Annotated in this window: 19 protein-coding genes; 9 read left to right on the top strand and 10 right to left on the bottom strand. The window is 71.7% G+C overall.

Annotated features, from left to right (window positions below; translation table 11 throughout):
* Window position 1: 1 nt before the first annotated feature.
* The gene (gene def, locus ABD254_RS06085) at window positions 2–688 is read right to left on the bottom strand and encodes a peptide deformylase (RefSeq protein WP_344246627.1); all 687 of its coding nucleotides are present in this window, start codon (window positions 686–688) and stop codon (window positions 2–4) included.
* 189 nt (window positions 689–877) lie between these two features.
* On the opposite strand from def, the gene ABD254_RS06090 reads away from it, so the two are divergent.
* From ABD254_RS06090 to ABD254_RS06100, 3 genes are all read left to right on the top strand, one after another.
* Entirely contained in the window at window positions 878–1537 is a 660-nt protein-coding gene (locus tag ABD254_RS06090; protein WP_344246629.1) for a UdgX family uracil-DNA binding protein, read from the top strand.
* A gap of 142 nt (window positions 1538–1679) precedes the next feature.
* Window positions 1680–2405: an ABC transporter ATP-binding protein gene (locus ABD254_RS06095; protein ID WP_344246631.1), complete on the top strand. Its 726-nt coding sequence runs from the start codon at window positions 1680–1682 to the stop codon at window positions 2403–2405.
* On the top strand, window positions 2402–3787 hold the full coding sequence (locus tag ABD254_RS06100; RefSeq protein WP_344246633.1) for an FtsX-like permease family protein: 1386 nt from the start codon (window positions 2402–2404) through the stop codon (window positions 3785–3787). Before ABD254_RS06095 ends, ABD254_RS06100 begins: the two co-directional genes overlap by 4 nt.
* A 109-nt stretch (window positions 3788–3896) precedes the next feature.
* Here ABD254_RS06100 and ABD254_RS06105 read toward each other — a convergent pair whose 3' ends face one another.
* Window positions 3897–4205 (bottom strand): DUF3467 domain-containing protein, encoded by a 309-nt coding sequence (locus tag ABD254_RS06105; protein ID WP_344246635.1) that lies wholly within the window; start codon window positions 4203–4205, stop codon window positions 3897–3899.
* Window positions 4206–4563: 358 nt separating this feature from the next.
* On the opposite strand from ABD254_RS06105, the gene ABD254_RS06110 reads away from it, so the two are divergent.
* The gene (locus tag ABD254_RS06110) at window positions 4564–4812 is read left to right on the top strand and encodes a hypothetical protein (protein WP_344246637.1); all 249 of its coding nucleotides are present in this window, start codon (window positions 4564–4566) and stop codon (window positions 4810–4812) included.
* Window positions 4813–4828: 16 nt separating this feature from the next.
* On the opposite strand, the gene ABD254_RS06115 is transcribed toward ABD254_RS06110, so the two are convergent.
* A complete protein-coding gene (locus ABD254_RS06115) occupies window positions 4829–6301 on the bottom strand; it encodes an NAD-dependent succinate-semialdehyde dehydrogenase (protein WP_344246639.1) in 1473 nt (490 codons plus the stop codon).
* An 83-nt stretch (window positions 6302–6384) separates the two neighbouring features.
* A complete protein-coding gene (locus ABD254_RS06120; RefSeq protein WP_344246641.1) occupies window positions 6385–8094 on the bottom strand; it encodes a helix-turn-helix domain-containing protein in 1710 nt (569 codons plus the stop codon).
* A gap of 111 nt (window positions 8095–8205) precedes the next feature.
* Here ABD254_RS06120 and ABD254_RS06125 point away from each other — a divergent pair, with 111 nt between their 5' ends.
* Window positions 8206–9309 carry a zinc-binding dehydrogenase gene (locus tag ABD254_RS06125; protein ID WP_344246643.1) on the top strand — a complete coding sequence of 368 codons (1104 nt, stop codon included), beginning with the start codon at window positions 8206–8208 and terminating at the stop codon, window positions 9307–9309.
* Between the two features lie 75 nt (window positions 9310–9384).
* Window positions 9385–10278, top strand: a complete 894-nt coding sequence (locus ABD254_RS06130; protein WP_344246645.1) for a fibronectin type III domain-containing protein — start codon at window positions 9385–9387, stop codon at window positions 10276–10278.
* 208 nt (window positions 10279–10486) lie between these two features.
* Here the strand turns inward: ABD254_RS06130 and ABD254_RS06135 are convergent, their stop codons facing one another.
* The 5 genes from ABD254_RS06135 to ABD254_RS21425 form a co-directional block, all read right to left on the bottom strand.
* Window positions 10487–13630, bottom strand: a complete 3144-nt coding sequence (locus ABD254_RS06135) for a glycosyl hydrolase family 95 catalytic domain-containing protein (protein WP_344246647.1) — start codon at window positions 13628–13630, stop codon at window positions 10487–10489.
* Window positions 13631–13732: 102 nt separating this feature from the next.
* On the bottom strand, window positions 13733–17530 hold the full coding sequence (locus ABD254_RS06140) for a glycosyl hydrolase family 95 catalytic domain-containing protein (RefSeq protein WP_344246649.1): 3798 nt from the start codon (window positions 17528–17530) through the stop codon (window positions 13733–13735).
* Between the two features lie 122 nt (window positions 17531–17652).
* Window positions 17653–20718, bottom strand: a complete 3066-nt coding sequence (locus tag ABD254_RS06145) for a glycosyl hydrolase family 95 catalytic domain-containing protein (protein ID WP_344246651.1) — start codon at window positions 20716–20718, stop codon at window positions 17653–17655.
* 14 nt (window positions 20719–20732) lie between these two features.
* Window positions 20733–22829, bottom strand: a complete 2097-nt coding sequence (locus ABD254_RS06150) for a DUF642 domain-containing protein (RefSeq protein ID WP_344246653.1) — start codon at window positions 22827–22829, stop codon at window positions 20733–20735.
* A gap of 48 nt (window positions 22830–22877) precedes the next feature.
* Entirely contained in the window at window positions 22878–23363 is a 486-nt protein-coding gene (locus ABD254_RS21425) for an aldehyde ferredoxin oxidoreductase C-terminal domain-containing protein (RefSeq protein WP_425553659.1), read from the bottom strand.
* A 245-nt stretch (window positions 23364–23608) separates the two neighbouring features.
* On the opposite strand from ABD254_RS21425, the gene ABD254_RS06155 reads away from it, so the two are divergent.
* The 3 genes from ABD254_RS06155 to ABD254_RS06165 all read left to right on the top strand — a co-directional run bounded on the left by ABD254_RS06155 (window position 23609) and on the right by ABD254_RS06165 (window position 25209).
* Entirely contained in the window at window positions 23609–24118 is a 510-nt protein-coding gene (locus tag ABD254_RS06155) for a hypothetical protein (RefSeq protein ID WP_344246655.1), read from the top strand.
* A 306-nt stretch (window positions 24119–24424) separates the two neighbouring features.
* Window positions 24425–24880 (top strand): hypothetical protein, encoded by a 456-nt coding sequence (locus tag ABD254_RS06160; RefSeq protein WP_344246657.1) that lies wholly within the window; start codon window positions 24425–24427, stop codon window positions 24878–24880.
* A gap of 86 nt (window positions 24881–24966) precedes the next feature.
* Complete coding sequence (locus ABD254_RS06165; protein WP_344246659.1) at window positions 24967–25209, top strand: hypothetical protein; 243 nt, start codon at window positions 24967–24969, stop codon at window positions 25207–25209.
* A 71-nt stretch (window positions 25210–25280) separates the two neighbouring features.
* Here the strand turns inward: ABD254_RS06165 and ABD254_RS06170 are convergent.
* Window positions 25281–25531, bottom strand: a 251-nt coding sequence (locus ABD254_RS06170; protein WP_344246661.1) for a hypothetical protein, incomplete at its 5' end; no start/stop codon positions are given.

Raw genomic sequence — 25531 nt, forward strand, 5'->3', positions numbered from 1 at the left:
GTCAGCGACCGCCGGCGGGAGCCTCGGGGTAGTCGGCGGGCTTCTTGCCGAGCTCGATCGCGATCTCGCGACGCCCGGCGAGGACGTGCGGCCGCTCTTCGTCGCGCTGCTCCAGCGCGTCGGCCTGCAGCTCGGGCGACAGGTGGTCCCAGTACAGGGTGCCGTCCAGGTGCTGCGCCTCGTGGATGAAGCAGCGCGCCAGGTAGCCCGACGCCGTGAGCTGCACGGGCCCGCCGTGCTGGTCGACGCCGCGGACCGTCGCGCCCCCCGGGCGCTCCAGCGGCTCGTAGGCGCCGGGCACGGAGAGGCAGCCCTCGTCCTCGGTCTCGCGCGCGGCGTCGTCGTCGACCTCGAGCACCGGGTTGACGACGTGCCCCACGTGCCGGTCGCCCCGGTCGTCGGTGAGGTCGTAGACGAAGACCCGCAGGTCGACGCCGACCTGCGGGGCGGCGAGGCCCACGCCCTCGGCGTTCTCCATCGTGGCGAACAGGTCGTCGATCAGCCGGGCGAGCTCCGGCGTGGAGAACTCGTCGACCGTGCGGCACGGCGTGTGCAGCACGGGCTCCCCGATCTCGGTGATGCGGAGCACGCGTCCGCGCCGCGCCTCGGGCGCCTGCGCCGGGTACGGGTCGACCGGCTCGCCCAGCAGGTACGTGGTGGGCCGACGACGACCGAAGCTCCAAGCCATGGCGTCGAGCCTATCGGCGCGGCATCCGCGTGAACCGTCCGCGAACCGCCCCCGGCGAGCACCGCAGGCCGGGCCGGGCGCGCGCGGACGCACCCGGTGGCTGCCACGCCGCGCGAGCATCGACCTGCCACGCCATCCTGGCGGGGCTCACCCGTCCCGACCGCGCACTCCGACGGAGGTCTCCGCCTGATGACCTCTACCGCCAGCAGCACGCCCGACCGCCCTGGCGCCGCACGCTGGGTGCCCGACGGCGCCGGCATCGACGAGCTCACCGAGGCGGCGCACGGCTGCCGCGGCTGCGAGCTGTGGCACGACGCGACGCAGGTCGTGTTCTCGTCGGGTCCGCCGGACGGCGACGTCGCGCTCGTGGGCGAGCAGCCCGGCGACCGCGAGGACCGCGAGGGCGAGCCGTTCGTCGGCCCCGCCGGCCGGGTGCTCGCCGACGCGCTCGAAGCCGCCGGCCTCGACGCGAGCCGCGTCTACCTCACGAACGCGGTCAAGCACTTCCGGAACGTCGAGCGGGGCAAGCGGCGCCTGCACAAGACCCCCGACGTCGCACACGTGCGGGCCTGCCTCCCCTGGCTCGGCGCGGAGCTCTCCGTCGTGCGCCCGCGGGTGGTCGTGGCGCTGGGCGCGACCGCCGCGCGCGCCGTCCTCGGCCGGGCGGTCCGGATCGGCGAGGTGCGGGGCCAGGTGCTCGAGGCCCCCGACGGGGGCGCGCGGCCGGGAGCCCGCGTCGTCGTGACGACGCACCCCTCCGCCCTCCTGCGCCTGCGCGACCGCTCGGGCTGGGACGAGGCGTTCGACGCGCTCGTCGCGGACCTCGGCGTGGCGGCCCGCGCCGCCTGACCGCGGGACGCCGGGCCGCCCCCTCGAGCCCGCGGACCGGGGTGACCCCGAGGTCGGGTCATACCTGAGGGGGACCTGGGCCCGGGCGGGATCCGCTCGCGGGCCGACGCGCGGCGGGCGGCCCGGCGGCACCGTGGGTGGCATGACCTCTCTGCTCCGCGCTCGCGGCCTCACCATGCACTACCCCGGCGGGGCCGCCCCCGCCCTCGACGCCGTCGACCTCGACATCGCGCCGGGCACGTCGGTCGCGATCATGGGCGCGTCCGGCTCGGGCAAGACGACCCTGCTGCACTGCCTCGCCGGGATCCTGCGCCCCACGGCGGGCTCGGTGACCTTCGCCTCGGGTGCCGGGCCGGTCGAGGTCGCGTCCCTGGACGACGACGGGCGCGCGCGGCTGCGCCGCGAGGAGCTCGGGTTCGTCTTCCAGCAGGGCCTGCTGCTGAACGAGCTGACGGCGCTGGAGAACGTCGCCGTGGCCCGGATGCTCGCCGGGGTCCCACGCGCGCAGGCGGAGACGGAGGCCGGGCAGTGGCTCGTCCACCTCGGCCTCGGCGGGATGGAGCAGCGCCGGCTCGGCGAGCTGTCCGGTGGGCAGGCGCAGCGGGTGGCGATCGCCCGCGCGCAGGTCACCGGCGCCCGCCTGATCTTCGCCGACGAGCCCACCGGCGCCCTGGACTCCGCCACGTCGGTCGAGGTGCTCGACCTCCTGCTGGCCGCGGTGGTCGCCGGCCGCACGCTCGTCGTCGTGACGCACGACGCCGACGTGGCCCGCCGCTGTGGGCGCACCGTCGTGCTGCGCGACGGGCGCGTCGTGTCCGACACTGCGCGGGTCGCCCCCGCGGCTTCCGTGCAGGAGGCCGCCCGATGAACGCCGCTGTCCCCGGGGCCCGGCCGGCGGGGTCGCTCGCCACCGCCTGGCGGCTCGCCCCGCTGTTCGCCAGGCGGCGCGACGGCGACCGGCTCGCCACCGGGCTGCCGGTCGTGAGCTTTGCCGTCGTGACCGCCCTGCTGACGCTGGTCCTCGGCGGGGCGCAGGCGTTCTTCCGGTGGGACGACGACCTCGCGTCGACCTACGAGTCGCTCGCCGTCATCGCCTGCGTGCTGCTGCTCGTCCCGCTGTCGACGGTGGGGGCGTCGGCCGCCCGACTCGCGGCCCGGCGACGCGACGAGCGCCTCGCCTCGCTGCGCCTGCTCGGCGCGACCACGGGGACCGTCACCGCGCTGACGGTGCTCGAGGCCGCCGTCACCGCGCTGCTCGGGTCGCTGCTCGGGCTGGTCCTCTACGCGGCGACCGCGCCGCTCGTCGGGCTCCTGCACTTCCGGGGCGCGGCGATCGGCTCCCAGATGTGGGTGCCGTGGTGGTGGCTGCCGCTCGTCGTCGCCGGCGTGACCCTGCTCGCGGCCGCGAGCGCCGTGGCCGGTCTGCGCGCCGTCGTCGTGACGCCGCTCGGGGTCCGCACCCGGCAGCGGGCGGGCACCGCGCACTGGGTGCGGGTGGTCGTCGCCGTCGTCGTGCTCGTCGTGGGCCTCGGGCTGACGCAGGCGCTCGGGCTCCTGGGCCAGCTGGGCGGGATCGTCGCGGTGATCGCGGCCCTGGCTGCGGCGTTCGGCGGCATGCTGCTCGCCCTCGACGCGCTCGGCCCCTGGTTCGTGCGCGTCCGGGCACGACGCCAGGCGAAGCGCGCGCAGACCGTGCCACGACTCCTGGCCGCGCGCATGATCCTCGAGGACCCGAAGACGGCGTGGCGCCAGGTCAGCGGCGTGGCGATGACGAGCTTCGTCGGCGTCTTCGGCGCCGTGGGCCTGGCGATGGCGGCCGTCTCCGACGACGCGTCGATGCCCGCGGACGAGCGCTGGCTGATGCACGACATCTCGACCGGGGTGCTGGTCACGGTGGCCGGGTCGTTCCTCATGGTGGCCTGCTCGGTCGGCATCAACCAGGCCGCGGCGACGCTGGACCGTGCCGCGGTCCACGTGTCGCTGGACCGCCTCGGTGTGCCGCGCACGGTGATGGCGGAGGCCGCCCGGCGCGCGGTGATGTCGGCCCTGTGGATGGTCGCCGGCGGCTCGGCGCTGTGCGCGGCCGTGCTGCTGTTCCCGCTGGTCGGCTTCGCGATCTTCGTGCAGCCGGTCGCGATCGTCACCGCCCTGGCCGTCTTCGCGGCCGGCTTTCTGGCGGTGCGCGGTGCCGCGGCCCTCTGCACCCGGCTCGTGCCGGGCATCCTCGCGCGGCCCGAACGGGTGCTGTAGCCCTTCGAGAACGCCCTCGCGGACGTCTCAGGCTCGCGAGACGTCCGCGAGGGCGTTCTCGAAGGGGAGGTTCACCGGTGCGGCCGCGCGGGACGGCCCGGCGGGCGGGTCACTCGCTCCCGTCGGCCTTCTTGCCCGTCTCCCGCTCCCACGCGTCGAGCTGCTGGGTGAGCGCCCGCGCCAGCTCGAACACCTGCTGCGGGGGGATGCGCACCCGCGACACGACGCGTCCGGGCACGACCCGCCCGGTGACCGCGCCCGTCGACGGGTCCGTGACCGGCTGCGGCGGCTTGGTCGCCGCCACGAAGTCGATGACGAACGACGTCGACGTGTGCCACAGGGACGCGAAGTCGGCCGGGACCCCCGCCTCCAGGTCGCCCGGGACGTCGATCTTGAACTTCACCTCGTTGCTCGCCATACCCGACACCCTGACGCACCCGCCCGGGCACGCACCAGTGGACACACGCCCCCGCGACGACCGGAACGACCACGACCGGAACGACGACGGCCGGATCGACGACGACCGGAACAGCGACGTATCAGACCGCCGTCCCGCACCGTCGTTCTCTGCAGAGGCATCCTCACCGACGAGAACCAGGAGACGTCCGATGTCCGCGATCGAAACGTCGTCGCTCCCGGCAACGCTGCCGGCCCCCGCGCTCCCGTCGACGACGTCGTCCCCCGCGTCGTCGACGCCTGCGCCCTCGACGTCTGCGCCCTCGACGTCTGCGCCCTCGGCGCCCGTGCCGACCACCCACGTGCCGACCACGGAGCCGATGACCAGCCCCGCCGGTCACCCGATGGTGTCGCCGCACGTGCGCACGTACGCGTACATCGTGGCGCTCGTCGTCGGGGCGCTCGCCACGGCGGCCTCGTCCATCGCCGCCGCGGTCGCCCCCGACTCCGCGCAGACCGTCACCGCCGTCGGCGGCGCCGTCGCGGGCCTGTTCGCCACCATCTCCGGCGGCCTGGGCACGCTCTACCGGCCGACGTCGCTCCGCGGCGCCCCCGGCGGGACGGCCTGACGCCCGCCGCCGGGCACTACAGCGGCATGCCGACGTACTGGGTCTCCTGGTACTCCGCGATGCCCTCGAAGCCGCCCTCGCGCCCGGTGCCGGACTGCTTCATCCCGCCGAACGGCGCCGCCGCGTTGGAGATGACGCCGACGTTGAGCCCCAGGAGCCCGAACTCCAGCCGCTCGGCGAACGCGAGCCCGCGGCGCACGTCGGCCGTGAAGACGTAGGAGGCCAGGCCGTACTCGGTGGAGTTCGCGAGCTCCGCCGCCTCGTCCTCGGTGCGGAACGTCGCGACGGGCGCGACCGGGCCGAAGATCTCCTCGCGCATGCAGCGGGCGTCGGCGGGCACGTCGCGCAGCAGGGTGGGTTGGAAGAAGTGGCCCGGACCGTCCACCCGGGACCCGCCGACGACGACCTCGGCGCCCCGCTCGACGGCGTCCGCGACGAGCGCCTCGACCGAGTCGACGGCCTTCGGCTCGACGAGCGGGCCGAGGGTGACGCCGTCGTCCAGCCCGTTGCCCACGACCACGCCGCGCATGCGCTCGGCGAGGCGCGCCACGAACTCGTCGGCCACCGACTCGTGCACGTAGAACCGGTTGGCGGCGGTGCACGCCTCGCCGCCGTTGCGCAGCTTGGCGGCCATCGCGCCGTCGACGGCGACGTCGAGGTCGGCGTCCTCGAAGACCACCAGCGGGGCGTTGCCACCCAGCTCCATGGACGTGCGCAGCACGTTCTGCGTGGCGTCGCGCAGCAGGCCCTGCCCGACCGGCGTCGACCCGGTGAACGAGACCTTGCGCAGCCGCGGGTCGGCCATGATCGGCCCGCTGACCGACGACGCCGACGCCGACGGCAGCACGTTGAGCACGCCCGCGGGCAGCCCGGCGTCGAGCATGAGCTGCGCGAAGTGCAGGGAGGTGAGCGGGGTGAGCCGCGCGGGCTTGAGCACCATCGTGCAGCCCGCCGCCACCGCCGGGGCCACCTTGCGGGTGGCCATCGCCAGCGGGAAGTTCCACGGCGTGATGAGCAGGCACGGGCCTACCGGGCGCTGCTGGACCAGCATCCGCAACGTGCCCTCGGGCGTGTGCGCGTACCGGCCGGTGTCGCGCACGGCCTCCTCGGCGAACCACCGCAGGAACTCGCCGCCGTACGTGACCTCGCCCCGCGCCTCGGCCAGGGGCTTGCCCATCTCGAGCGTCATGAGCAGCGCCAGCTCCTCGCGACGCTCCTGCACCAGCCCGAACGCCCGGCGCAGGATCTCCGCGCGCTCGCGGGCCGGGGTCGCCCCCCAGGACTCCTGCGCCGTGGCGGCGGCGTCCATCGCGGCCCGGGCGTCGTCGGCGGTGCCCGACGCCACGTGGGCCAGCACCTCCTCGGTCGCCGGGTTCTCGACGGCGAACGTGCCGCCGTCCGACGCGTCGCGCCAGGCGCCGTCGATCAGCAGCCCGGTGGGCACGGAGGCGAGGACTTCGGACACACGGTCATGAGCAACAACGGTCATGGACGCCAGCCTGCCACCCCGGCGCCCCGGCGGCCGATGTCACGGCGACCACCGCATCGTCAGGGGTATGTGCGCCCGCACACTCAGCGGCCGAGGCCCACCTGGGCGTCGCGCACCCGCAGCGCGAGGTGCGTGTCGAGCCGCCGGGGCGAGACGTCCCACCCCGGCCCGAGCAGGCGGCCGATCCGGTCGAGGCGCTGCCGCACGGTGTTGCGGTGCAGGTGCAGCAGCTCGGCGACGCGCGCCACGTTGCCGTCGGTCTCGAGGAAGTAGAACGCGGTGCGGGTCAGGTCGGCCGACCGCTCGGCGTCGTACGCCACCAGCGGGTCGATGCCGGCCGTGAGCGACGGCGGCAGCTCCCCCTGGCGTGCCAGGCCCAGCAGGGCGCCGAGCATGCCGAGCTCGCCGCCGTCGAGCACCCCGTCGCGGTCGAGCGTGACCAGCGAGCCGAGCGCGAGCGCCGCCCGGCGGTGGGCGTCGCCCAGCCCGCGGAGCGAGTCGGACGGGCCGCCGACCCCGGCCCGCAGCCGCCACCCGTGCCGGCCGGCCGTCCGCCGCAGGGCCTCCTCCCAGCCCGGGTCGGCGGTCACGAGGCACACGTGGTCCTCGTGCGCCGTGAGCACGGCCCGCCCGCCGGCGGCGCGCAGCTCCTGCAGCCGGCCCCGCAGCTCCGCGCGCGGCGTCGCCACGGCCACGCACCACAGCCGGTCGTCGGGGTGCAGCCCCCAGCGGCGCATGCGCCGCTCCAGCCGCTCGCGCGGCACGTCCCGGTCGCCGAGCTCGAGCAGGTCGTCGTGCAGCTCGTGCTGACCGCGCAGGTCGGCGTCCTCCTCCGCGCGGGCGAAGAGCAGGGCGAGCGCCACGTGCACCGCGACCCGCTCCAGCAGCGCGCGCGACGGCTCGTCCAGCGCGACCGGCGCGGCGAGCGTGCCCAGGTGCTCCGTGGCCGCGGTCACCGCGATCGCGGTCCCCGCCCGCGGCGGGGACGCCGGCCCCTCGGGCAGGTCGGCACCGTCGGCCACCGACGTGGCCAGGACCGCGCCCGCCTGGTCGCGCAGCGACAGGTCGCAGTCGAGCACCCCGGCGCCGAGCGTGAGGACGCGCCGGACGTCGGGCGCCACCATGACGGCGTCCATGAGGCGCCGGTCGAGCTCCAGCACGCGGGTGGCGAGCGTCAGCTCCGCGGCGCTGCGCCGCTGCTCGCGGTCGAGGCGCTCGGCGTGCCGGGCGATCTCCTCGAAGCGCAGGGAGTTGTCGATCGCGACGGCGGCCTGCGCCGCGATCGACTCGACGACGCCCACCTCCTCCGGGCTGAACCGCCGGGGCCGGCGCTCGGCGACGATCAGCGCGCCGATGACCTTCCCCGCCACGTGCAGGGGGGCGCCCATGATGGCGTGCACACCCTCGGCCCGGACGATCTCGTCGACCCGCGGGTCGTGCACGATCGTGTCGTCGGCCGGGTACTCCGACGTCTGGAAGGGCGCGAGCCCGGTGGCGACCTGCCCGAGCACGCCGGCGCCGAGCGGCATGCGCAGCGTCCGGTAGGCGGGCGTCGAGACGCCGTCGGACCGGCGGATGTACGTGTCGCCGCGCTCCGCGTCGTTGAGGCTGATGTAGGCCATGTCGGCGCCGACGATGGCGCGGGTGCGGCGGACGATCGCCTGCAGGAGGGCTTCGACGTCGCGCAGGGCGGTGAGATCGGTCGCCGTGTCGAGCAGCACCCGCAGCAGCTCCTCGCGCGACCGGCTGGCCGGGTGCTCGGGCTGCTCGTCGTGCTCGACGGTGTGCTCCACGCACACAGGGTAGGCGCCTGGATGGGCACCGCGACGTGGTTGCGCGCGCCGGGCCGTCGCTACCGTGGACCGACCGTTCGCGAACCGGCGGCGACGAGAGGGGCGGCGACGATGCGCATCACCGGGGCAGTGCTGGAGGAGATCGGGCGGCCGCGGCCGTACGCCGGCTCCACGCCGATCAGCGTCACCGAGCTGGAGCTCGGCGACCCCGGCCCCTCCGAGCTGCGCGTGCGGATCGAGGCCGCGGGCGTGTGCCACTCCGACCTGTCGGTCGTCGACGGCAACCGCGTGCGGCCCGTGCCGATGCTGCTGGGACACGAGGCGGCGGGCCGGGTGGAGGCCGTCGGCGCGGGCGTCACCGACGTCGCCGTCGGGCAGCGGGTCGTCATGGCGTTCCTGCCGCGCTGCGGCGAGTGCGCCGGCTGCGCCACCGACGGGCGGCTGCCGTGCGCGGCCGGCACCGCCGCGAACAACGAGGGAAGGCTGCTGCACGGCAGCCGGCACCTGACGCGCGACGGCGAGCCGGTGCACCACCACCTCGGCGTGTCCGGGTTCGCGACGCACGCCGTCGTGGACCGCGCTTCCGTCGTTCCGGTGGACGACGACGTCCCGCCGGAGGTCGCGTGCGTGCTCGGCTGCGCCGTGCTCACCGGCGGCGGCGCGCTCCTCAACGCCGTGGCGCCCGGCCCCGGCGAGAGCGTCATGGTGGTCGGCCTGGGCGGGGTCGGGATGGCCGCCCTGCTGGCGGCCGTCGCCGTCGGCGCCGGTGAGGTCGTCGCCGTCGACACGCTCCAGGCCAAGCTCGACCTGGCCCTCGAGCTCGGCGCCGACCGCGCGCTGACGCCCGACGAGGTCGCCGAGCAGGGCGTGCGGACGTCGCACGCCATCGAGTGCGCCGGTCACCCCCGCGCCTTCGAGACGGCGTTCGCTGCCACCGCGCCCGGCGGCCGCACCGTCACCGTGGGCCTGCCCGACCCGGCGGCGCGCGCCCAGGTCTCCCCGCTGACGCTCACCGCCGAGGCGCGCACCGTCGTGGGCTCCTACCTGGGCTCCGCCGTCCCCGCCCGCGACATCCCGCGGTTCGCGCAGTGGTGGCGCGAGGGCCGGCTGCCCGTCGAGCGGCTCATCAGCCGCCGGATCCGCCTGGAAGACATCAACGACGCCATGGACGAGCTCGCCGACGGGCGCGCCGTCCGTCAGGTGATCGTGATCTGAATTTCCGCCTCGGTGAATCCGCACCGCGTCCTGGCCCGTAGGTACTCGGGGGGCATCTCCGAGAGAGGACAGACCATGGGACTCGCCGCACGCGCGGCGGCCTCGGCGCTCGCCGTCGCCGTCGCGCTCTTCGCGCTCGCGCCCGCCGCCTCAGCGGCGGACACGCAACCGCCGACGGCGCCGAGCAACGTCCGCGTGCTCGCCGTCACGCCGACCGTCGTCTCCGTCGCGTTCACCGGCTCGACCGACGATGTCGGGCTCAAGTGGTACACCGTGCACGTGGGCGGCCGGTCGCAGGCCACGACGTCACCCAGCCGCACCGACGTCGGTGGACTGCGTTCCGAGACCACCTACTCGCTCACCGTCCGCGCCGTCGACCGCGCGGGCAACGTCTCGGCCGACAGCACGCCGGTCACGTTCACCACGGGCGCCTGGCCGGCGGTCACCGGGCTGCGGGCCACCGCCGCGAGCGGCGGCACTGTCTCGCTCGCCTGGGACCGGGTCACGGGATGGGACCCGTACCGGTTCCTCGTGTTCGACAACGGACGCGCCGAGGCGGTCGCCAAGGGTGAGCAGGCGACCATGAGGGGCCTGGCCGGCGGGTCCCACTCCTTCACCGTGCGCGCGCTCCACGTGACGGACAGCCTGTCGCTCACAGGCTCCGCGGTCACGGTCCAGGTGGCGCCGCGCGGGTCCGACACGACCGCGCCGAGCAGTCCCGGATCACCGCGCGTCGTGGAGGACCAGGACACGGGCGACTTCCTGACCACCTGGCAGGCGTCGACCGACCCGTTCGACGCGCCGTCGAGCCTGCGTTACGACCTGCTCCAGACCTGGAGGGGCGAGCTGTTCACGGCGGGGTACGGCGTCCAGGGAACGTCCTTCGGGGGCTCGTTCTTCTCCGCCGTGCGGGCCGTCGACCCGGCCGGCAACCGCTCCGCGCCGGCCCTGACGGCCCTGGTGTGGTGAGGTCCTCGAGCCGGTGAACCGACGGGACGACGAAGGCCCGGAACCAGGGGTTCCGGGCCTTCGGGCCGAGCCGCCTGTCGGAGTTCAACCGGCCACGTCGTCATGACGAGCGCCCGCTGGGATACCCGACCGGCTCACCCAGGCGCGAGCACGCCGATGAATCTCCTGATGAGCGTGCGGCTCCCTCCATCCGTCGGCTTCGCGGTCGTCATCGGTAGACCTGGAGCTCGGCGAGCTGGAGGTAGTTGGTGGATGCCAGCTGGACCCGGACGTAGCGGCCGGAGACGTCGCCGGGGATCCGCGTCGGGCTGCCCGCGGTGCCCTGCTGGTGGTAGGCCTCGACGCCGGGCTGGGCGAGCACCTCCTCGACGGTCCTTGCCGTGATCGGGTTCTCGGAGACGAAGACGTAGTAGTCGCTGAGCCGGTCCGAACAGCAGTCGGTGCGGTTCCACACCGCGATCTCACCGATCGGCTGGGAGGATCCGAGGTCGACCTGCCACCACGGCTGGTTCTGGGACGCGGTGTGGGTGACCGACCCGTTCCCCCAGACCCCGTCGGTGTCGCCGTCGACCGCCCGCGACGGCACGCCGCCGCTGACCACGCTGGACTGGGACGACGGCTTGCCCCGGGCCAGGTTCTCCCGGAGCACCTCGACGTCCACCGGCACTCGCACCGCCCACTCGTCCTTGGCCACGATGGCAGTCAGCCGATGCCGCCCGTCTCGCGCGTCCTCGGGCACCTGGACCGTGAAGTCGAGCGTCCGCGAGTCCCCAGGACGAAGGGGCTGACCGACCCGCGCCGTCGGGGCCACCGTCCACCCCTCCGGCACCTCGATCGAGGTCGACGTGCGGGGCAGCACGAACCGGTCGGCGGCGGCGACCGTGACCGCGACGGGCACCACAGCGCCGGGCTCCTGGACCTCCGTCGGCACGTCGACATCGACCCCTGCCTGGGCGACGATCCGGTAGGTCTCCCCGACACGGGTCGGGAGCATCAGCACGCCGTCCCGCACGGTGAAGTCGGCGGGCTTGCCGTTCGATCGGTAGGCGAACACCTTGCCGTCGAACATCGTGCTGCGGAGCTTGGCAACACCGCCGTCGTCGGAGCCGACGCGGATCTCGGTCGGCACGCCCGAGCTCCACGTCGTACCGACGGTGAAGGCTCCTCGCGCCCGCAGACCGTCCACGCTGCCCTCGCGCCAGTCCGACGGGAGCGCTGGCAGGACGTCGATGCTGTCGAGATGGCTCTGCAGCAGCATCTCGGTGACGCCCGCGGTGGATCCGAGGTTGCCGTCGATCTGGAACGGGGTACCGAGGTTCCACAGGTTCGGGAACGTGCTGACCGACAGCTGGTTGGTGAGCCGTTCGTGGGCACGATCGCCGTCCAGGAGCCGCGCCCACAGGGCCGTCTTCCATGCGTCGCTCCACCCGATCGAGCCGGCGTCGCCGCGGGCGGTCAGCGACACCCGGGCCGCCTCGGCGAGATCGGGTGTCGTCCGGGGCGAGATCGTGTTGCCCGGGTACACGCCGAACATGTGGGAGACGTGGCGGTGGTGGTTGTTCGGGTCGTCGATGTCGTCCTTCCACTCCTGCAGCTGCCCCCACGACCCGATCCGCAGCCCCGGGTCCAGACCCTCCAGGACCTGTGCGGCAGTGCTGGCGAAGGCGTCGTCACCGACAAGACGAGCGGCCTCCTCGACGTCGGTGAACAGGTGCCACAGGATCTGCTGCGACATCGACGTACCCGCGGTGCTTCGTCCGTGCTCCGGGGAGTAGCTCGGCGTGGCGACCAGCAGGCCGTCGCGCGGATCCTCCTGAAGGTTCTCGACCCAGAACTCTGCGGTCTCCTTGAGCTGCGGATATACGACGTCGCGCAGATAGGCCCGGTCCCCGGTGAACCGATAGCGGTCGTAGAGCTGGTCGCCGAGCCATGCCCCGGACTCGGGGAAGAAGTACGCCGGGTGATCCCACGCACCGGTCCAGCCGAAGATGTTCGACGCGTGATGGGCGACCCAGCCCTTGTCCACGCCGTACATCTGCTGCGCGGTCACTCTGCCGGGCTCCCGGAGGCTCTCGACGTAGTCGGTGAACGGGTCGGCGAGCTCGGACAGGTTGGTCGACTCCGCCAGCCAATAGTTCATCTGCAGGTTGATGTTGAGGTGGTAGTCGGCCTGCCACGGCGGGGCCGAGTGCACGTTCCAGACGCCCTGCAGGTTCGCCGCCAGCGATCCGGGGCGCGACGAGGCGATCAACAGGTAGCGGCCGTACTGGTAGAACAGCTCCTCCAGGCCGCGGGTGGCGGTCGACGACGTCCGGTCGTAGGTCGCCAGCAGGCGATCCGTGGGCACGTCGTCGGGCAGGTCGCCACCCAGGTCGAGCTCGACCCGGTCGAACAGCTCGGCGTGATCCGCCACATGTGCGGCGCGCAGGGTGTCATAACCCTTCGCCGTAGCCGCGTCGACCACCGTCGCCAGCCGATCGTGCGGGTCCTCGCCGCGGAAGGTCGGGTAGTCGGGTGCGTAGTCGGTGCCGGCCGCAAGGACCAGGACGACGCTGTCCGCCCCGGTCACCGCGACCGTCCCGTCCGCGTTGTCAACCCGTTCGCCGCCCTCGTTGACGACCTGGAGCTGCGACTCGTACTTCAGCCCGTTGCTGTCCAGCGCACCGCGGACCGTGATCCGACCGTCGACCGCCCCGGCCGTGCGGGTCCGGTTGGTCGGCGTGGCGATGCTGGCGGTCAGGTCGACCCCGCCCGATTCGCTGCTCGTGATGCGCCCGACGACCACGCCGTCCGGGGCGCTGGCGAAGTACTCGCGGGTGAAGGTGACGCCGTCCTGCTCGTAGCTGACGCCGGCGACCCCCTCGCTGATGTCGAGGTCGCGACGGTAGTTCTCCACCGGGGTGTTCGCGTCGGGGAAGTCCAGCCGCACGTCGCCGAAGCTCTGATAGGCGCCGAACAGGCGGGGTCGCGGGTTCTCGCCGGGGAGGCCCATGGCTGCCAGGACCTCGTTGGCGCTGACCGATCCCTCCTTCCAGATGCGTTCGCGCAGCCCCGCGAGGGCGCCCGGCCGCGGCTCGGTCCAGTTGCCGTAGTTGTAACCGGGCGTGCCGGGCCCGCCGGTCCACAGCGTCTTCTCGTTGAACTGCAACCGTTCGGAGTCGACGCCCCCGAAGACGGTCGCACCCATCGGGCCGTTGCCGATCGGGAGTGACCAGCGCTCCCATCCCGAGGTCGAGTCCGGCGCCGGCTTGTCGTACCAGAGCTCGAGGCCGTCCGGCTCAGGCGTGGTCGCTCCGTCGACGGCCATCTCCGCCGAGGACGACGGGACGGCCGCGCCGAGCACCACGGTCATGGCGGCGACGATTGCCGCCGAGAGTAGACGTTTCACACTGAGCTCCTGTTCGGGGGTGTGTATCTGAACGCTGCGACAGCACGGCGGGCCGGGACGAGGACGTCACTCGATCGCCGGAAACACCTGGACCTCGGCCAGAGCGAGATAGTTGGTGCCGGTCAGCTGCACGCGGACATATCGACCGCCGCGCCCGACGTCCATCTGTGTGACGGGCCCGGGCTGCGCTGTCACGTGGTGCGACCAGACACCGGGCTGTGCCAGCACCTCGTCGAGGGAGCCCGACACGAACGGCTCGTCGGACACCAGGACCTGGAAGTCCCTGAGCCTGTCCGCGCAGCAGTCGGTCCGGTTCCAGACCGCGATGCTCCCGATGTCCTGGCTGCTCCCAAGATCCACCTGCCACCACGACTGCTTACCGGAGGCCGTGTGGGCCACCGATCCCTGACCCCATACGCCGTTCGTGTTGCCGTCCACCGCACGCCCGGGAGCCCCACCCGAATACTCGCTCGACTGGGTTGCCGGCCTGCCGACGGCGATGTTGGGCAGGTGAACCTCGACCGCGACCGGCGCGGAGATCGACCAATCGTCGGTGCTCACGACGACATCGACCGTGTACCGGCCGTCCTCGGCGGTCCGCGGAGCCGTGACGATGAACTCGCCCGTCGTCGACTCGCCCCGGCGGACCGGCCGGAGCTTCAGACGATCGGGCTGCGCGACGGCCCACCCGTCGGCCACGTCGACCCTTACGGCTGAGGCGGGAACGGTCTGGTGGTCAGCGGCGCGGAGCGTGAACGTCACCGGGACGGTGGATCCCGGTCGGACGGCCGCTGGCGGCACCTTCACCTCCACGACGGCTTGCGCCACGATCCGGTAGGTCCGGCCTGCGCTGACCGGGATCACGAGGCGATCACCGCGGACCCGATGGGGAGTGGGGCGTCCTCCGTCGCGATAGACCCGGACCGGGCTGGTGAACATCTGGTTCCGGAGCACGGCGACGCCGGTCTTGTGGGCCGACAGGCGGATGTCGGTGAGATTGCCGTTCTGCCAGTTCATGCCGACGGTGTATCGGCCGCCCGCCATCTCCACGTCGTCCTGGTGACCGTCCTGGTCCCCGTAGCCGACGAGGTCACGGCCGACACGCAGGATGCGCGTCGGCGTCGTGTCGGGACGCAGCCGTACGACCGTGGCGCCGAGGCTCTCGCGTCCACTCTCGCCGACCGCGGTCACCCGGTAGGTCGCCTGGGGGTTGGCCACGACCTGGGCGGATGAGTCGACGTACTGCGTGCCGGTCACCCCCGTCGCGACCCTCTCGTAGCCGGGTTCGCTGCCCACCGCGCGGTCGACGTCGTACGACGAAGCTCCGTCGCTGCCCGTCCAGGTGAGCTTGATCGCGTCACGGGCCTCGACCGACACCTCGACGTCGACCGGCGGAGCGACCGTCTCGTCCTCCGGGATGTCGGTGATGACATAGGTCTCGCCGGCGGTCGTCGCGAGACTGACCTCGTCCGGTCCGTGCGTTGCGATGTCGAGCTGGTCGCCGTCCGCGGTCCGGATCACCGCGCCCGCGATCCCGGGATACCGCAGCCGCAACGGAGTGCCCGACTTCGACAGCACCTCGATCCGGTCGGCGTGATGCTCCGACCAGCGCGCGGACACCTCGAAGTTGCCGCGGGCCAGCAGCCTGCGGTAGCTGCCCTCGTCCCACGCGGTCGGCAGGGCTGCCAGCGGGGCCACCACCTCGTCGTGGCTCTGCAACAGCATCTCGCTCACCCCGGCGGTCACACCGAAGTTTCCGTCGACCTGGAACACCTTCGAGCTGGCCGTGGGCCAGACGCTGTCCCACAGGTTGTGCATCGCGTGGCTGCGCAGCCAGTCGGTGTAGGAGGCGTGGGCCCGGTCGCCGTCGAGGGCGCGGGCCCAGGTCGCGACGCGTTCTGCCTGGCTCCAACCGACGCCAGTGTCAGGGCCGCGGCCGATGAGGGAGACCTTGGCGGCATCCAGCCAGGCCGGCGTCGTGCTGTTCACCAGCTGGCCGGGGTAGAGGCCGAGCAGCTGCGAGATGTGCCGGTGGCGTGGGTCACCGATCTCGCCGTAGTACTCCTCTTCGCGGTACTCCTTGATCTGCCCCGACTTGCCCACCTGGATCGGATCGAGCTTCGGCAGCTGGGCGCGCAGCGTGTCCAGGAGCGGGTCCGACCGTCCCAGGATGCTTGCGGCCTGCAGCGTGTTTCGGTGGTTCTCGTAGATCATCTGCTGGTCGAACGTGGTACCCACCGTCTGCAGGCTGCTCGCGTTCTCCGGGGACGACGAGGGGTCCGCGAGCAGCAGGCCGTCGTGGTCCTTGACGATCCTCGACAAGAAGTTGGACTGGCCGCGCAGCGCCGGGTAGACGACGTCTTCGAGCGTCGATCGATCGCGGGTGTAGTCGTAGTAGTTCCAGAACATCATCGCGGTCCACCCGCCCGTGCCGAAGCCGGAGTGGGCCGCCTTGTACGACGGGCTGTACGGCCACATCCCGGTGCCCATCGCCCATCCGTTGTCACCGTCGGCGGCCAGCCGTGACGGGTTGTAGGTCGTCACATACTGGGTTGCGAGCTGCCGCTGCCGCTCGACATAGGCCTGGTAGAAGTCCACGTAGCTCTCGAAGAGCTCAGGGAGGTTGGTCGAGAACGCCGGGCCGTAGTTCATCTGCACGTTGACGTTGTGCCAGTACCCCGCACCCCAGGGCGCGTCCTGGTAGACGTTCCAGATGCCCTGCAGGTTCGGGGGGAGCGTCCCGGCCCGCGAGGAGCAGATGAGGAGATAGCGGCCGTACTGGAAGGCCAGCTCCTCCAGGTACGGGTCGACGGCACCCTTTCGCGCGGCGTCGATGACCTCGTCTGTCGGGATCGCCGGCTCCTCGGCACCGAGGTCGAACGCCACACGGTCGTACAGCTCGGTGTAGTCGGCTTGATGCCTGGCGAGCAGCTCGTCGTAGGAACGACTCGCGGCGTCGGCGAGGAAGGTCGTGACCTTCTCGTGCGGGTGCGGAACCCCCTTGAGCTTGCCGAGCCGATCGGCCGTGAAGACCTGGCTCGACAGGCGGTAGTTGGTGCCGACCGCGACGAGAATCGTGGCGCTGTCCGCACCGGTCACGCGGATCCGGCCATGATCGCCGTTCGCATCGTTCAGGGCCTGCATCGTGCCGCCGTCCAGGACGACCTTCAGCTGACCCTCGAACTGGACGTCGTAGTACTCCATCGACCCCGAGAGAGTCACGGTGTCCCCGGAGGCGGTGACGGTGCCGTGCTTGCCGCGGTTGTCTCCGGGATGGTCCCGATAGTCCGCGAGGTAGGGAATGGTCGGTCGCAGCGTGAAGTCGACGGCTCCGGCCTCCGAGGCGCCGAGGCGGATCGCGAGCACCTTGTCCGGGTAGCTGGTGAAGTACTCCCGCGTGTATTCGACTCCGTCGTTCTCGTAGGCGACGTGTGCGACGGCGTCGTCGACGTCGAGATCGCGGCTGTAGCGGGTGGGGCGTTGATGCGGGACGTCGAGGAACACCTCGGCGAAGCTGTTGAGGCGGCCATAGCCGCTGTCTCGGTCCTGGAGGCTGTTCTCGGTGATCTGGAGCCGGTCCTTCTGCACCCCACCGAAGAGGTTGACGCCCATGTAGCCGTTGCCCAGAGGCAGCGACTGGTCCACCCATCCGTCGTCGCTGTCAGCCGCCGGCTCGTCGTACCACAGCTTCATCGGCGTCTGCTCGGGGCGGTGGGTCGTTGCCGACTCCACCGGTTCGACAGCCGCGGACGCCTGCGTCGCCGCAACCTCGCCCACGCCCACGCCCGCGGTCAGTGAACAGATGCCGAGCGCTGCAGCGACTCCGTACGCGACCGCGGCCTTGCGGTTCCTCACCCGTGCCATGACTCTCCTTCTCGAACCTGCTCCGGCCCTGCCCTTGGCATCCCGCCTGCCGACGCGGTACTGCTCCGACCGGTCGTGCGACGCCACGGCGGACGACTCGGTCGATCGGCGACGACGAGCCTTTATCGAGGTGGTCGCACCGTGATCTCTAGCGGCTTGCTGGTCGAGCCGTACATGGTCCGGGTGCCTCGCCACACCGCGGTGAGGCGGAGCGGGCCGGGCTGATCGGGATGAACGGTGAACTCGGCGGTGCCGTCCGACCGGAGCTGTCCGGACCGTGCGACGGAGTCGGCGGCGAGCAGCTCCAGGCGCCCGCCGGAGCCGCCGCGAACCCGCACGCGGACGCGGACCGGGTCTCCGACTCGAACGCTGCGCGGGTTGGCCTTGAGGTTCGTCGTGCTCTGAGTCGGCTCCGGCCCGTCGGTGGCCGGGATGACCCCGCGCTCCTCGCCGTTGGCCACGACAGTCACCGGTGTCAGGTCGGGGGCGCGGTCGGCGGTGACGGTGAAGGCCGTGACCTGCCCGTCGCGCCACTGCGCGTCGACGCGATAGCCGCCGCGCGCTCGGAGCCCGGTGAACGAGCCGCTCGCCCGCCAAGCCTCGGGGCAGGCCGGCAGCAGGTGGATCCGGCCGTCGTGGCTCTGGAGCAGCATCTCGGTCTGGGCCCCGGTCATCCCGAAGTTGCCGTCCATCTGGAACGGCGGGATGGAGGCGAACAGGTTCCTTGTGGTGTTGTGCTTGAGCAGCCCCCGGAGCATCACGTAGGCGCGCTCGGGCTCCTGGAGCCGGGCGAACAACGCGGCTCGCCACGGCCAGGTCCACGAGCCTCTGCCCTCGCCCTTGACCGTGTCCACGTCGATCGGCCCGCCGTCGGGCACCGCGCATCGGGCGTTGAGCGAGGTCAGCGCCGCCGCGGCGAGCGCGGGCGTCTCACTTACGCTGATCTGGCGTCCGGGGAACACGGCAAAAAGGTGCGAGGTGTGCCGGTGCAGGTTGGTCGGGCTGTCGCGGTCGGTCTGCCACTCCTGGAGCTGTCCCCAGCTGCCGATCTTGTTCGGAGCCAGCCGGTCCCGCATGTCTGCGACCGTCGCCTGGTAGTCCTCGTCCACGCCGAGCTCGGCGGCCATCTCCAGATAGTTGGTGAACAGGTCCCAGATGATCTGCTGGTCATACGCCACCCCGTCCTCGCGTGGCCCGTGCTCGGGCGACCAGCCGTCCGGCGCAACCAGCCTCAGCTGGCCGTCGATCTCGCGCTCGACCAGGCGGTCCTCCCAGAACTGGCAGATCTCCTTCACCAAGGGATAGCCGTGCTCGAGCACCCGAGGGTCTCGGCTGAACGCCCAGTGCTCATAGACGTGCTGCATGTACCAGGCGCTGCCCACGATGTTCCACTGCCAGGCGTGTCCGCCGAAGATGCTCTGCCCGGTGCGGGTGGTCCAGCCCCGCACCTCGGCGCCGAAGGCGTTGCGGGTGGCGGCCCTGCTGGGGACCGCGACCTGCTCCACGAAACGCACGAGCGCGTCGTGGCTGTCGGGCAGGTCGGTGGTCTCGGCCGACCAGTAGTTCATCTGGACGTTGATGTTGGTGTGGTAGTCCGAGCCCCACGGCGGCTGGTTGGAGTCGTTCCACAGCCCCTGCAGGTTCGCCGGTAGCCCGTCGGGGCGGGAGCTGCTGGCCAGCAGGTAACGGCCGTAGGTGAAGTGCAGCTGCTCCAGCTCGGGGTCGGCCGAGACGCCGTCGGCGTACCGGCGCAGCCGCGCGTCGACCGGCAGCGCCATGACGTCGTCGCCGCTACGTCCCCAGTCGACCGCGATGCGGCGCATGATCGCGGAGAACGTCGCCACGTGGGCTGTCCGTAGGAGGTCGAAGGTCCGGCCGGAGCAGGCGTCAAGGTTCGCCGCCGCCAGCGCCGCGGGGTCATCCCCGCTGCGCCAACCAGCCGCAGCGTCCATCGCGTAGTCGGTGCGGAGGTCGATCCGGATCTCCAGCTCGCTACAGCCGACGAACACCGCCTGTTCGCCGTCTCGAGACAGCGTCCCGCCGGTGATCGACAACCGTGCCTCCGCGGCGTACCTGAGCTCGTTGCGGAGCCGGTTCGCGAACCGCAACCGGTCTCCGGTCTCAGAGACCTCGGTCGTCGAATGCGGCTCGGCAGGGTCGGCGTTCTGTCCGCAGCTCAGGGCGACCCGCCCGCTCATGCCGCCTGGCGCGTCGGTGCGGTAGCGCAGCACGACGAGATCGGCATCGCGGGTCGCGAACGCCTCCCGGACCTGGCTCGCACCGGCGGTGCGGAACCCGGTCGTGTGCAGGCCCGCGATCACATCCAACCCCCGGTGGTAGTCACTGACCCCGGAGCCGGTCAGGTCGGCACCGTCCAGGGTGATCTCCGCGACCTGGAAGTGGCTCACGCCGGGCACCGGCTCGAACACGAACCGGTAGGCGGCGTACGCGGTGGTGTTGGAGAACGAGAACCCCTTCCGCATCCGACGCTGCTCGAACGGTCCGGGCAGCTGGCGCGTGTCCAGCACCGTCCACGACGCACCGTCGTGAGAGCCCTCCAACGTCCACTTCTGCGGGTCACGGGCCGGTACGTCGCTCGCACTGGTGAACGCGTAGGACGTCACCGCGGCCGGCTCGACGAGCGTCGCGACCCACTCCACCCGTGCGGGAGGTCTGCTGATGCACCACTTGGTGTCGACGTTGCCGTCCCACGACTCCGCGATCGTCTGTCCCGGGTTGTCCCGGTAGCTGCCGCCCGGAGTGACGCCAGGGCTCCCAACGCCGTCGAAGGTGACCGCGACCTCACCGAAGTTCCGGTAGGCGCCGACGCCGAGCATGCTCTTGTCCGAGACGTCGTCCGGCCGTCCCATGAGGGCGTTGTCGTAGTTGTTGACCCCGCCCCACAGGCTCTGCTCGTTGAGCTGGATCCGGTCGCTGCCGACACCGCCGAACAGCATCGCGCCGAGCCGTCCGTTGCCGATCGGCAGTGCTTCGCTCGCCCAGCGGGTCGCGGGAGCGTCGTACCACAGCGCACCGCGCGGCATCGCCGGAAGCTCCAGAGGCTCAGTGGCGGCGAGCCGCCGTACCGCGGCGTCGGCACGACCCGGCAGGGGCAGCGCGGTCAGCGCGGCCCCGGCGGTGCCGGCGATCAGCACCGCGCGGCGGCGGATGGACAAGGGCTGGGACATGGCGCTTCCTCTCGTCATCGCGGGTCACCGCTAGGTCGTACGGCGCGCACGGAGACGTTGTCGAGCGCGAGGTTCGCCGAGTTGGAGTTGACGCTGGTCTCAGCGATCACCAGCGTCGTGGTGTTCGACGCCGCCGTGAACGTGACCACCTCGGCCTCGCGCGGCTGGAACCCGTTGCCGAACACGGTGGCAGTGCCGTCGGCCAGCAGCGTGCCCCCCGTGACCGGTGGCAGCGCGCCGTCGCCTCCGCCTTCGTGGATCTCCGCGGTAAGTGAGAGCGGCTTCGCGGGAAAGCCGATCTGGCCGAGGTCGAAGGTCAGGCGATACGTCTGACCCGGCACGGTCTCGAAGCTCTGCCAGAGCGCGGATCCGGAGCGGTCCGGGGTGGTGGCGAGGTTGGAGGCGAACCCGATCATCGAGTCGGCGCTCGGCGAGCGCACGGCGGAGCTCGGCGTGCCGAAGCCGGGCTGTCCCGCGGCTGTGTTGCGGGCGACGCGGACGTCACCGCCGGTTCGCCAGTCGGGCAGGGTGGAGGCGTCGGGAACGACGCCCCAGTTGACGTCCGCCGGCGGTTGACCCGCGCGCGTCCCGGCCTCGAAGTCGCCGTTGCGCAGCAGATTGCACCCGACGAGCGGGTCGGTGCCCGGATCCTCGCCAGGGTGGTCCTCGCCGACCTTCAGGAGATGGACGACCGTGCGGTCCTGCCCGGTGACGTTCCAGCCGGAGGGTGCGTAGAGGTAGCGCGCCTCGCCGTCGATGGTCAGCACCTTGGGGCGTTCGAGCTTCGGCTGGGAGCCGTAGACCCGCAGGATCGGGTGGTCGCCGTACCCCTCGTAGTAGTCGGGGATCAGGCGATAGCCCAGGCTGGTCCGGTCGAGGTCGAAGGTGTATCCGTCCTCGGAGAAGAACATCGCCCCGCCGCCGGTGACCCCGGTCACGTCACCATGGTTGTCGGTGACCAGGAACTGGATCTGCCCGTCGTCCACGAAGACGGTCGCGTCCTCGATGGTGACGCCCTCGGGCGTCAGCGGCTGGTCGTGGAGCTCGTAGGGGCCGGTCAGGTTCTGACTGGTCGCGACACCGAACTTCGTCTGCGCGCCGAAGCGGGTCTTGAAGTAGATGAAGTACGTGCCGTCGTGCTCCAGCATCGTGGGGTTGACCAGCAGCCGGCCTTCGGTGAAGTGACCCTCCTGCGGTGCCAGCAGCAGCCCGGGGTTCGCCGAGTCCGGGTTGACCTTGCGCCACGGACCGTCCGGGCTGTCGGCGACTGCCATGCCGATCTGCTGGTTGTTGGGATGCGGCGGCTGGCGGTAGTCGCTGTTGGCGATGTACAGGAGGACGTAGGTGTCGCCGAACCGTTTGATCTCGGGGTTGTGCGGGGCGTAGCGGTCCCAGTCGCCCTCACGGCCGGTGCCCTGGAGCGCGACGTCGCTGAACGTGAAGGGCCCCTCCGGGCTGTCGGCCACGTAGTGCGCGATCTCGCTCGACTGGCGCCAGGCGGGGTCGACGTTCCGCTCCGGCCACCGAGCGACGAACAGGTGCACCCGACCCTCGTCGTCGATCACCGGGCTCGCGCCCCACAGCGTGTAGCCGGGGTCATACACCACGGGACCGACCCACTCCAGCGACCGGGAGAAGTCCGACTCCGGCACCTTCAGCTGCGGATCGTCAACCTCAGGCACCAGGCACGGAGCGACCGCGAGCTCACGCCCCTCCGCCCAGGTCCACCGCGCCAGCGACAAGGACGCCTCGACCCGGGCCGACGGGTCGATCTCGTCGCTGGGCGTCGCGGTGAACGACAGCGTCCTCGACACGCCCCTCCGTATCGCGGGCACGTAGACCGACGCGGGCTCTACCGTCCAGGCCTCCGGTACACGCAGCGACAGCATGCCGTCGGGCTGGTTGTGGGCTCCTGCGGTCACGGTGACGTCCACGGTGAACGGCGTGTCGGTGAAGACCCGATCGGGAATATCGATCGTGAGGTCTGGAGAGAACGGGGACGTCGGCGCCCGCTCTGCCCCGGCGCTGGCCGGCGCCATCATGCCCAGGCCCATCAACAGGGCGAGGACCACAACACACGCGGAGAGCAAGGTGCGGGGCGACAGCTTCACGAGAGTCCTTCCGCGAACCGGTCGTCCGACTCCCGGGCTAGCGAGGTGTCAGACGGCAGGACGGCAGTGTCCTGTGGGATCTTTCCTATCGGATATTTGATTCCCACCGCAAGGCCTGGACGAGATCTCCGCCCGAAAACGGCCGGGCGACGACACGGCACGGTCGATCCGAGCTCGGATCGCAGGGTGTCGAGGTCGAACGGGAACCGATCGCGATCGAGGCCGGCGCCGTCGAGTCACTGGTCGAAGAACCGGTCCGGCCCAGCAGGTCCCCCCTGGGCTGATGCCTTCGCGCAGGTTGTACCGCCACTGGACGGCGCGCCGACGCCGACCGATCGCGAGCACCTCGTCCGGGGTGATCGACCAGCTGGTCATGGCGCCGACCAGGGCGCACGTGTCCCCCTCGGTCAGGGTCCCGGTCGGCGGGGAGTCGCGGACGCACACACCGAGCGCCTCGCACCCGCTCCCGAACTGCCAGAGCCGCGCGGTGGCGCGAGCCTTCTCCGCGCCCCGGCGGCCATCGGCAACGTGCACCGGTCGGCGATCACGAAGCGCGAGGTCGCGCGGGATGGCCTTAGAAGTGCCTGAGACGCGAGAAGCCTCATTCCGGGCACATCTGGTGCGCTCGACGCCCTGGTGCGGGGTCGGGGGTGCGAGGGGGGTGCGCGGTTCGGACCGACATCAGTCCGACGTTCGCCGCGCCCTCCCGGCGCCCCTATGCTCTGCGCAGCGAGCTCTTGGGAAGCGTGACGCGGCGAGCGGTCGCATGGGCGCGCCTTGTGGCTGCACTCTCGCCTGTCGTCGTCGTGGCCGGCTGTGTCGTTGAGCCGGCCGCCGTTGAAGGGGGAACTGTGGGAGAAGCACCGGAGCGCATCACCATCGTCCCGGACGACTATCACGTGCCGTACGCCGGCACCGCCGAGGACGGTCGGAGGTTCTTCCTCAGCGAGGAGCTCTTCGACATGGAAACCGGGTACGTCGGGCTCTTTCTTTGGAAGTCTGACGGCACCTTCGACGAGATCCGGGTCACCGCTGTCTCCGGCCGCGAGGGCCTCCCGCCCGGGCAGGCTGGTCCCGCAGGAGCAGAAGAAGTCGTGCCCTCCCGACTGGCAGAGCTCGGAGACTTCGTCCTCGAACCCATCGAGGTGGAGCCGTTCACCCAGGACGTCGACGGTGTCACGTTCGGCTGGAAGGTCGAGCAGTACGACGGTGCCTACTCGGTCAACATCGAGCCTGGCGACTTCATCGCCTACTACGAGCCGTGGGACGGTCTCGAGTACGACACGTGAGCAGGTGATGCTCCATCTCGGGCGAGGTTCGCAGGTGCACCCATCGAGGCGCGGACCGACAGCGGAGCAGGAGGACGACAGAGGCCTGGGTCAAGGGTGACCGCAAGGCATCGCGGAGCGACCCCGCAGGCGCCCCTGATGCGGGTTGGAGGCGGCCGGATGCTCGGCCGCCGCTGCAGGGCTGGACCGTGAGACGGTGCACCTGCTCAGCCGTGGGCTGCTGCACGCGTCTTGCTGACCGATGGCAGGCCACCCGGACCGCCGTTGGTGCGAGGATTCGGGTCAACGCGAGGACGGGGGTCGACCATGGACGTGAAGCAGGAGCGGTGGGCCGCGGTCGGGACGGGCGCCGTCATCGTCGCAGTGATGGCCGCGACGTGGTTGATGTGCGAGAACGCCCTCGCTTGGCGCGACACCTTCCGACTTGAGGACCTCACCTATGCTCGCAACCAGGTTGACGACTTCGAGGCGTACCGGTCGGGTGGCATTTTCGAGTCCGGGACGGCGTGGGGCGCCCTGGTCGTAGCGCTGATCGCCATAACGCTCGCGGCAGTCGCCGGTGTTTGCGCCGGCCGATGGCGTCCCACGTTCGCAGCCGTCGGTGCCGCCTGCGTCATGGCCTTCGTGGCCGGTGGTGCTGTGATGCCGTTCGGCCCGTTCGTCATGCTGGTCGGCGCGCTTTTCGCCACGCTCGCGGTCCGCAGCCTGTCACACTCGTCGTACGAGCACGGCGACGCCGAGACCGGGATACGCGGCCTGTAGCTGCTTTCGAATCCAGATCCGTCGAGGCCGTGCGAACGTGTCGCCCGCGTCCGCAGCGTGCGTGTCGTGGCACGTAGCCTCGGCGGGTGAGGACGCGCACATCGAAGGCAATGATCATCGGCGGAACTACCTTCGCCATCATCAGCGCGGTCGTGTCACTCATCTACTTCATGCAACCGTGGCGCACTTGCCCCGACGACGACGCCCCCGCCGGCTGCCCGATGCTTCCAGACGACGCGGCGATCATGACCGCAGCCTTGGTCGTGACGTTGTTCGCAACGGCCGTGGCGATCGCCGGAGCGGCGAGTCGGAGGCGCATCTACTTCTGATGTACGCAAGCGCGCCAGCGACCGAACGACGGGCGGCGGCGCGAGGTGCGCGGAGCGAGCGAAGGTCGATCTCAGAGGAGGTCGAGCGAAACCCAGGACGTCGCATCGCCGCACGGCTCTTCTCCAAACCCTGGTTCGAGCCGGCTGATCATCACCAGATAGCGACCCGGGCGGACGTCCACCCGGACGCCGCGGTACGGGAACACCTCGATCAATTCGGTGTAGCGGTCGTCTGAACGATTGACCAAGCACAGTTCCTGCTCGTGATGTTCCTGCTCGCGGCCCACCTCCACCGTCCCCCAACCCTCAGAGGCGGGGAACG

The sequence above is a fragment of the Isoptericola hypogeus genome (assembly GCF_039531145.1).
In the GTDB taxonomy this organism is placed as follows: Bacteria; Actinomycetota; Actinomycetes; order Actinomycetales; family Cellulomonadaceae; genus Isoptericola; species Isoptericola hypogeus.

What these genes read in the sequence shown, in the direction of transcription:
- ABD254_RS06090 (WP_344246629.1), top strand. Translation starts at nt 878, where the DNA reads ATGACCTCTACCGCCAGCAGCACGCCCGACCGCCCTGGCGCCGCACGC.
- ABD254_RS06115 (WP_344246639.1), bottom strand. Translation starts at nt 6,301, where the DNA reads ATGACCGTTGTTGCTCATGACCGTGTGTCCGAAGTCCTCGCCTCCGTG.
- ABD254_RS06135 (WP_344246647.1), bottom strand. Translation starts at nt 13,630, where the DNA reads ATGACCGTGGTGCTCGGCGCGGCCGTCCCGTCGTCCTCGGCGGAGATG.
- ABD254_RS06095 (WP_344246631.1), top strand. Translation starts at nt 1,680, where the DNA reads ATGACCTCTCTGCTCCGCGCTCGCGGCCTCACCATGCACTACCCCGGC.
- ABD254_RS06105 (WP_344246635.1), bottom strand. Translation starts at nt 4,205, where the DNA reads ATGGCGAGCAACGAGGTGAAGTTCAAGATCGACGTCCCGGGCGACCTG.
- def (WP_344246627.1), bottom strand. Translation starts at nt 688, where the DNA reads ATGGCTTGGAGCTTCGGTCGTCGTCGGCCCACCACGTACCTGCTGGGC.
- ABD254_RS06125 (WP_344246643.1), top strand. Translation starts at nt 8,206, where the DNA reads ATGCGCATCACCGGGGCAGTGCTGGAGGAGATCGGGCGGCCGCGGCCG.
- ABD254_RS06140 (WP_344246649.1), bottom strand. Translation starts at nt 17,530, where the DNA reads ATGGCACGGGTGAGGAACCGCAAGGCCGCGGTCGCGTACGGAGTCGCT.
- ABD254_RS06145 (WP_344246651.1), bottom strand. Translation starts at nt 20,718, where the DNA reads ATGTCCCAGCCCTTGTCCATCCGCCGCCGCGCGGTGCTGATCGCCGGC.
- ABD254_RS06100 (WP_344246633.1), top strand. Translation starts at nt 2,402, where the DNA reads ATGAACGCCGCTGTCCCCGGGGCCCGGCCGGCGGGGTCGCTCGCCACC.
- ABD254_RS06110 (WP_344246637.1), top strand. Translation starts at nt 4,564, where the DNA reads ATGACCAGCCCCGCCGGTCACCCGATGGTGTCGCCGCACGTGCGCACG.
- ABD254_RS06130 (WP_344246645.1), top strand. Translation starts at nt 9,385, where the DNA reads ATGGGACTCGCCGCACGCGCGGCGGCCTCGGCGCTCGCCGTCGCCGTC.
- ABD254_RS06160 (WP_344246657.1), top strand. Translation starts at nt 24,425, where the DNA reads ATGGACGTGAAGCAGGAGCGGTGGGCCGCGGTCGGGACGGGCGCCGTC.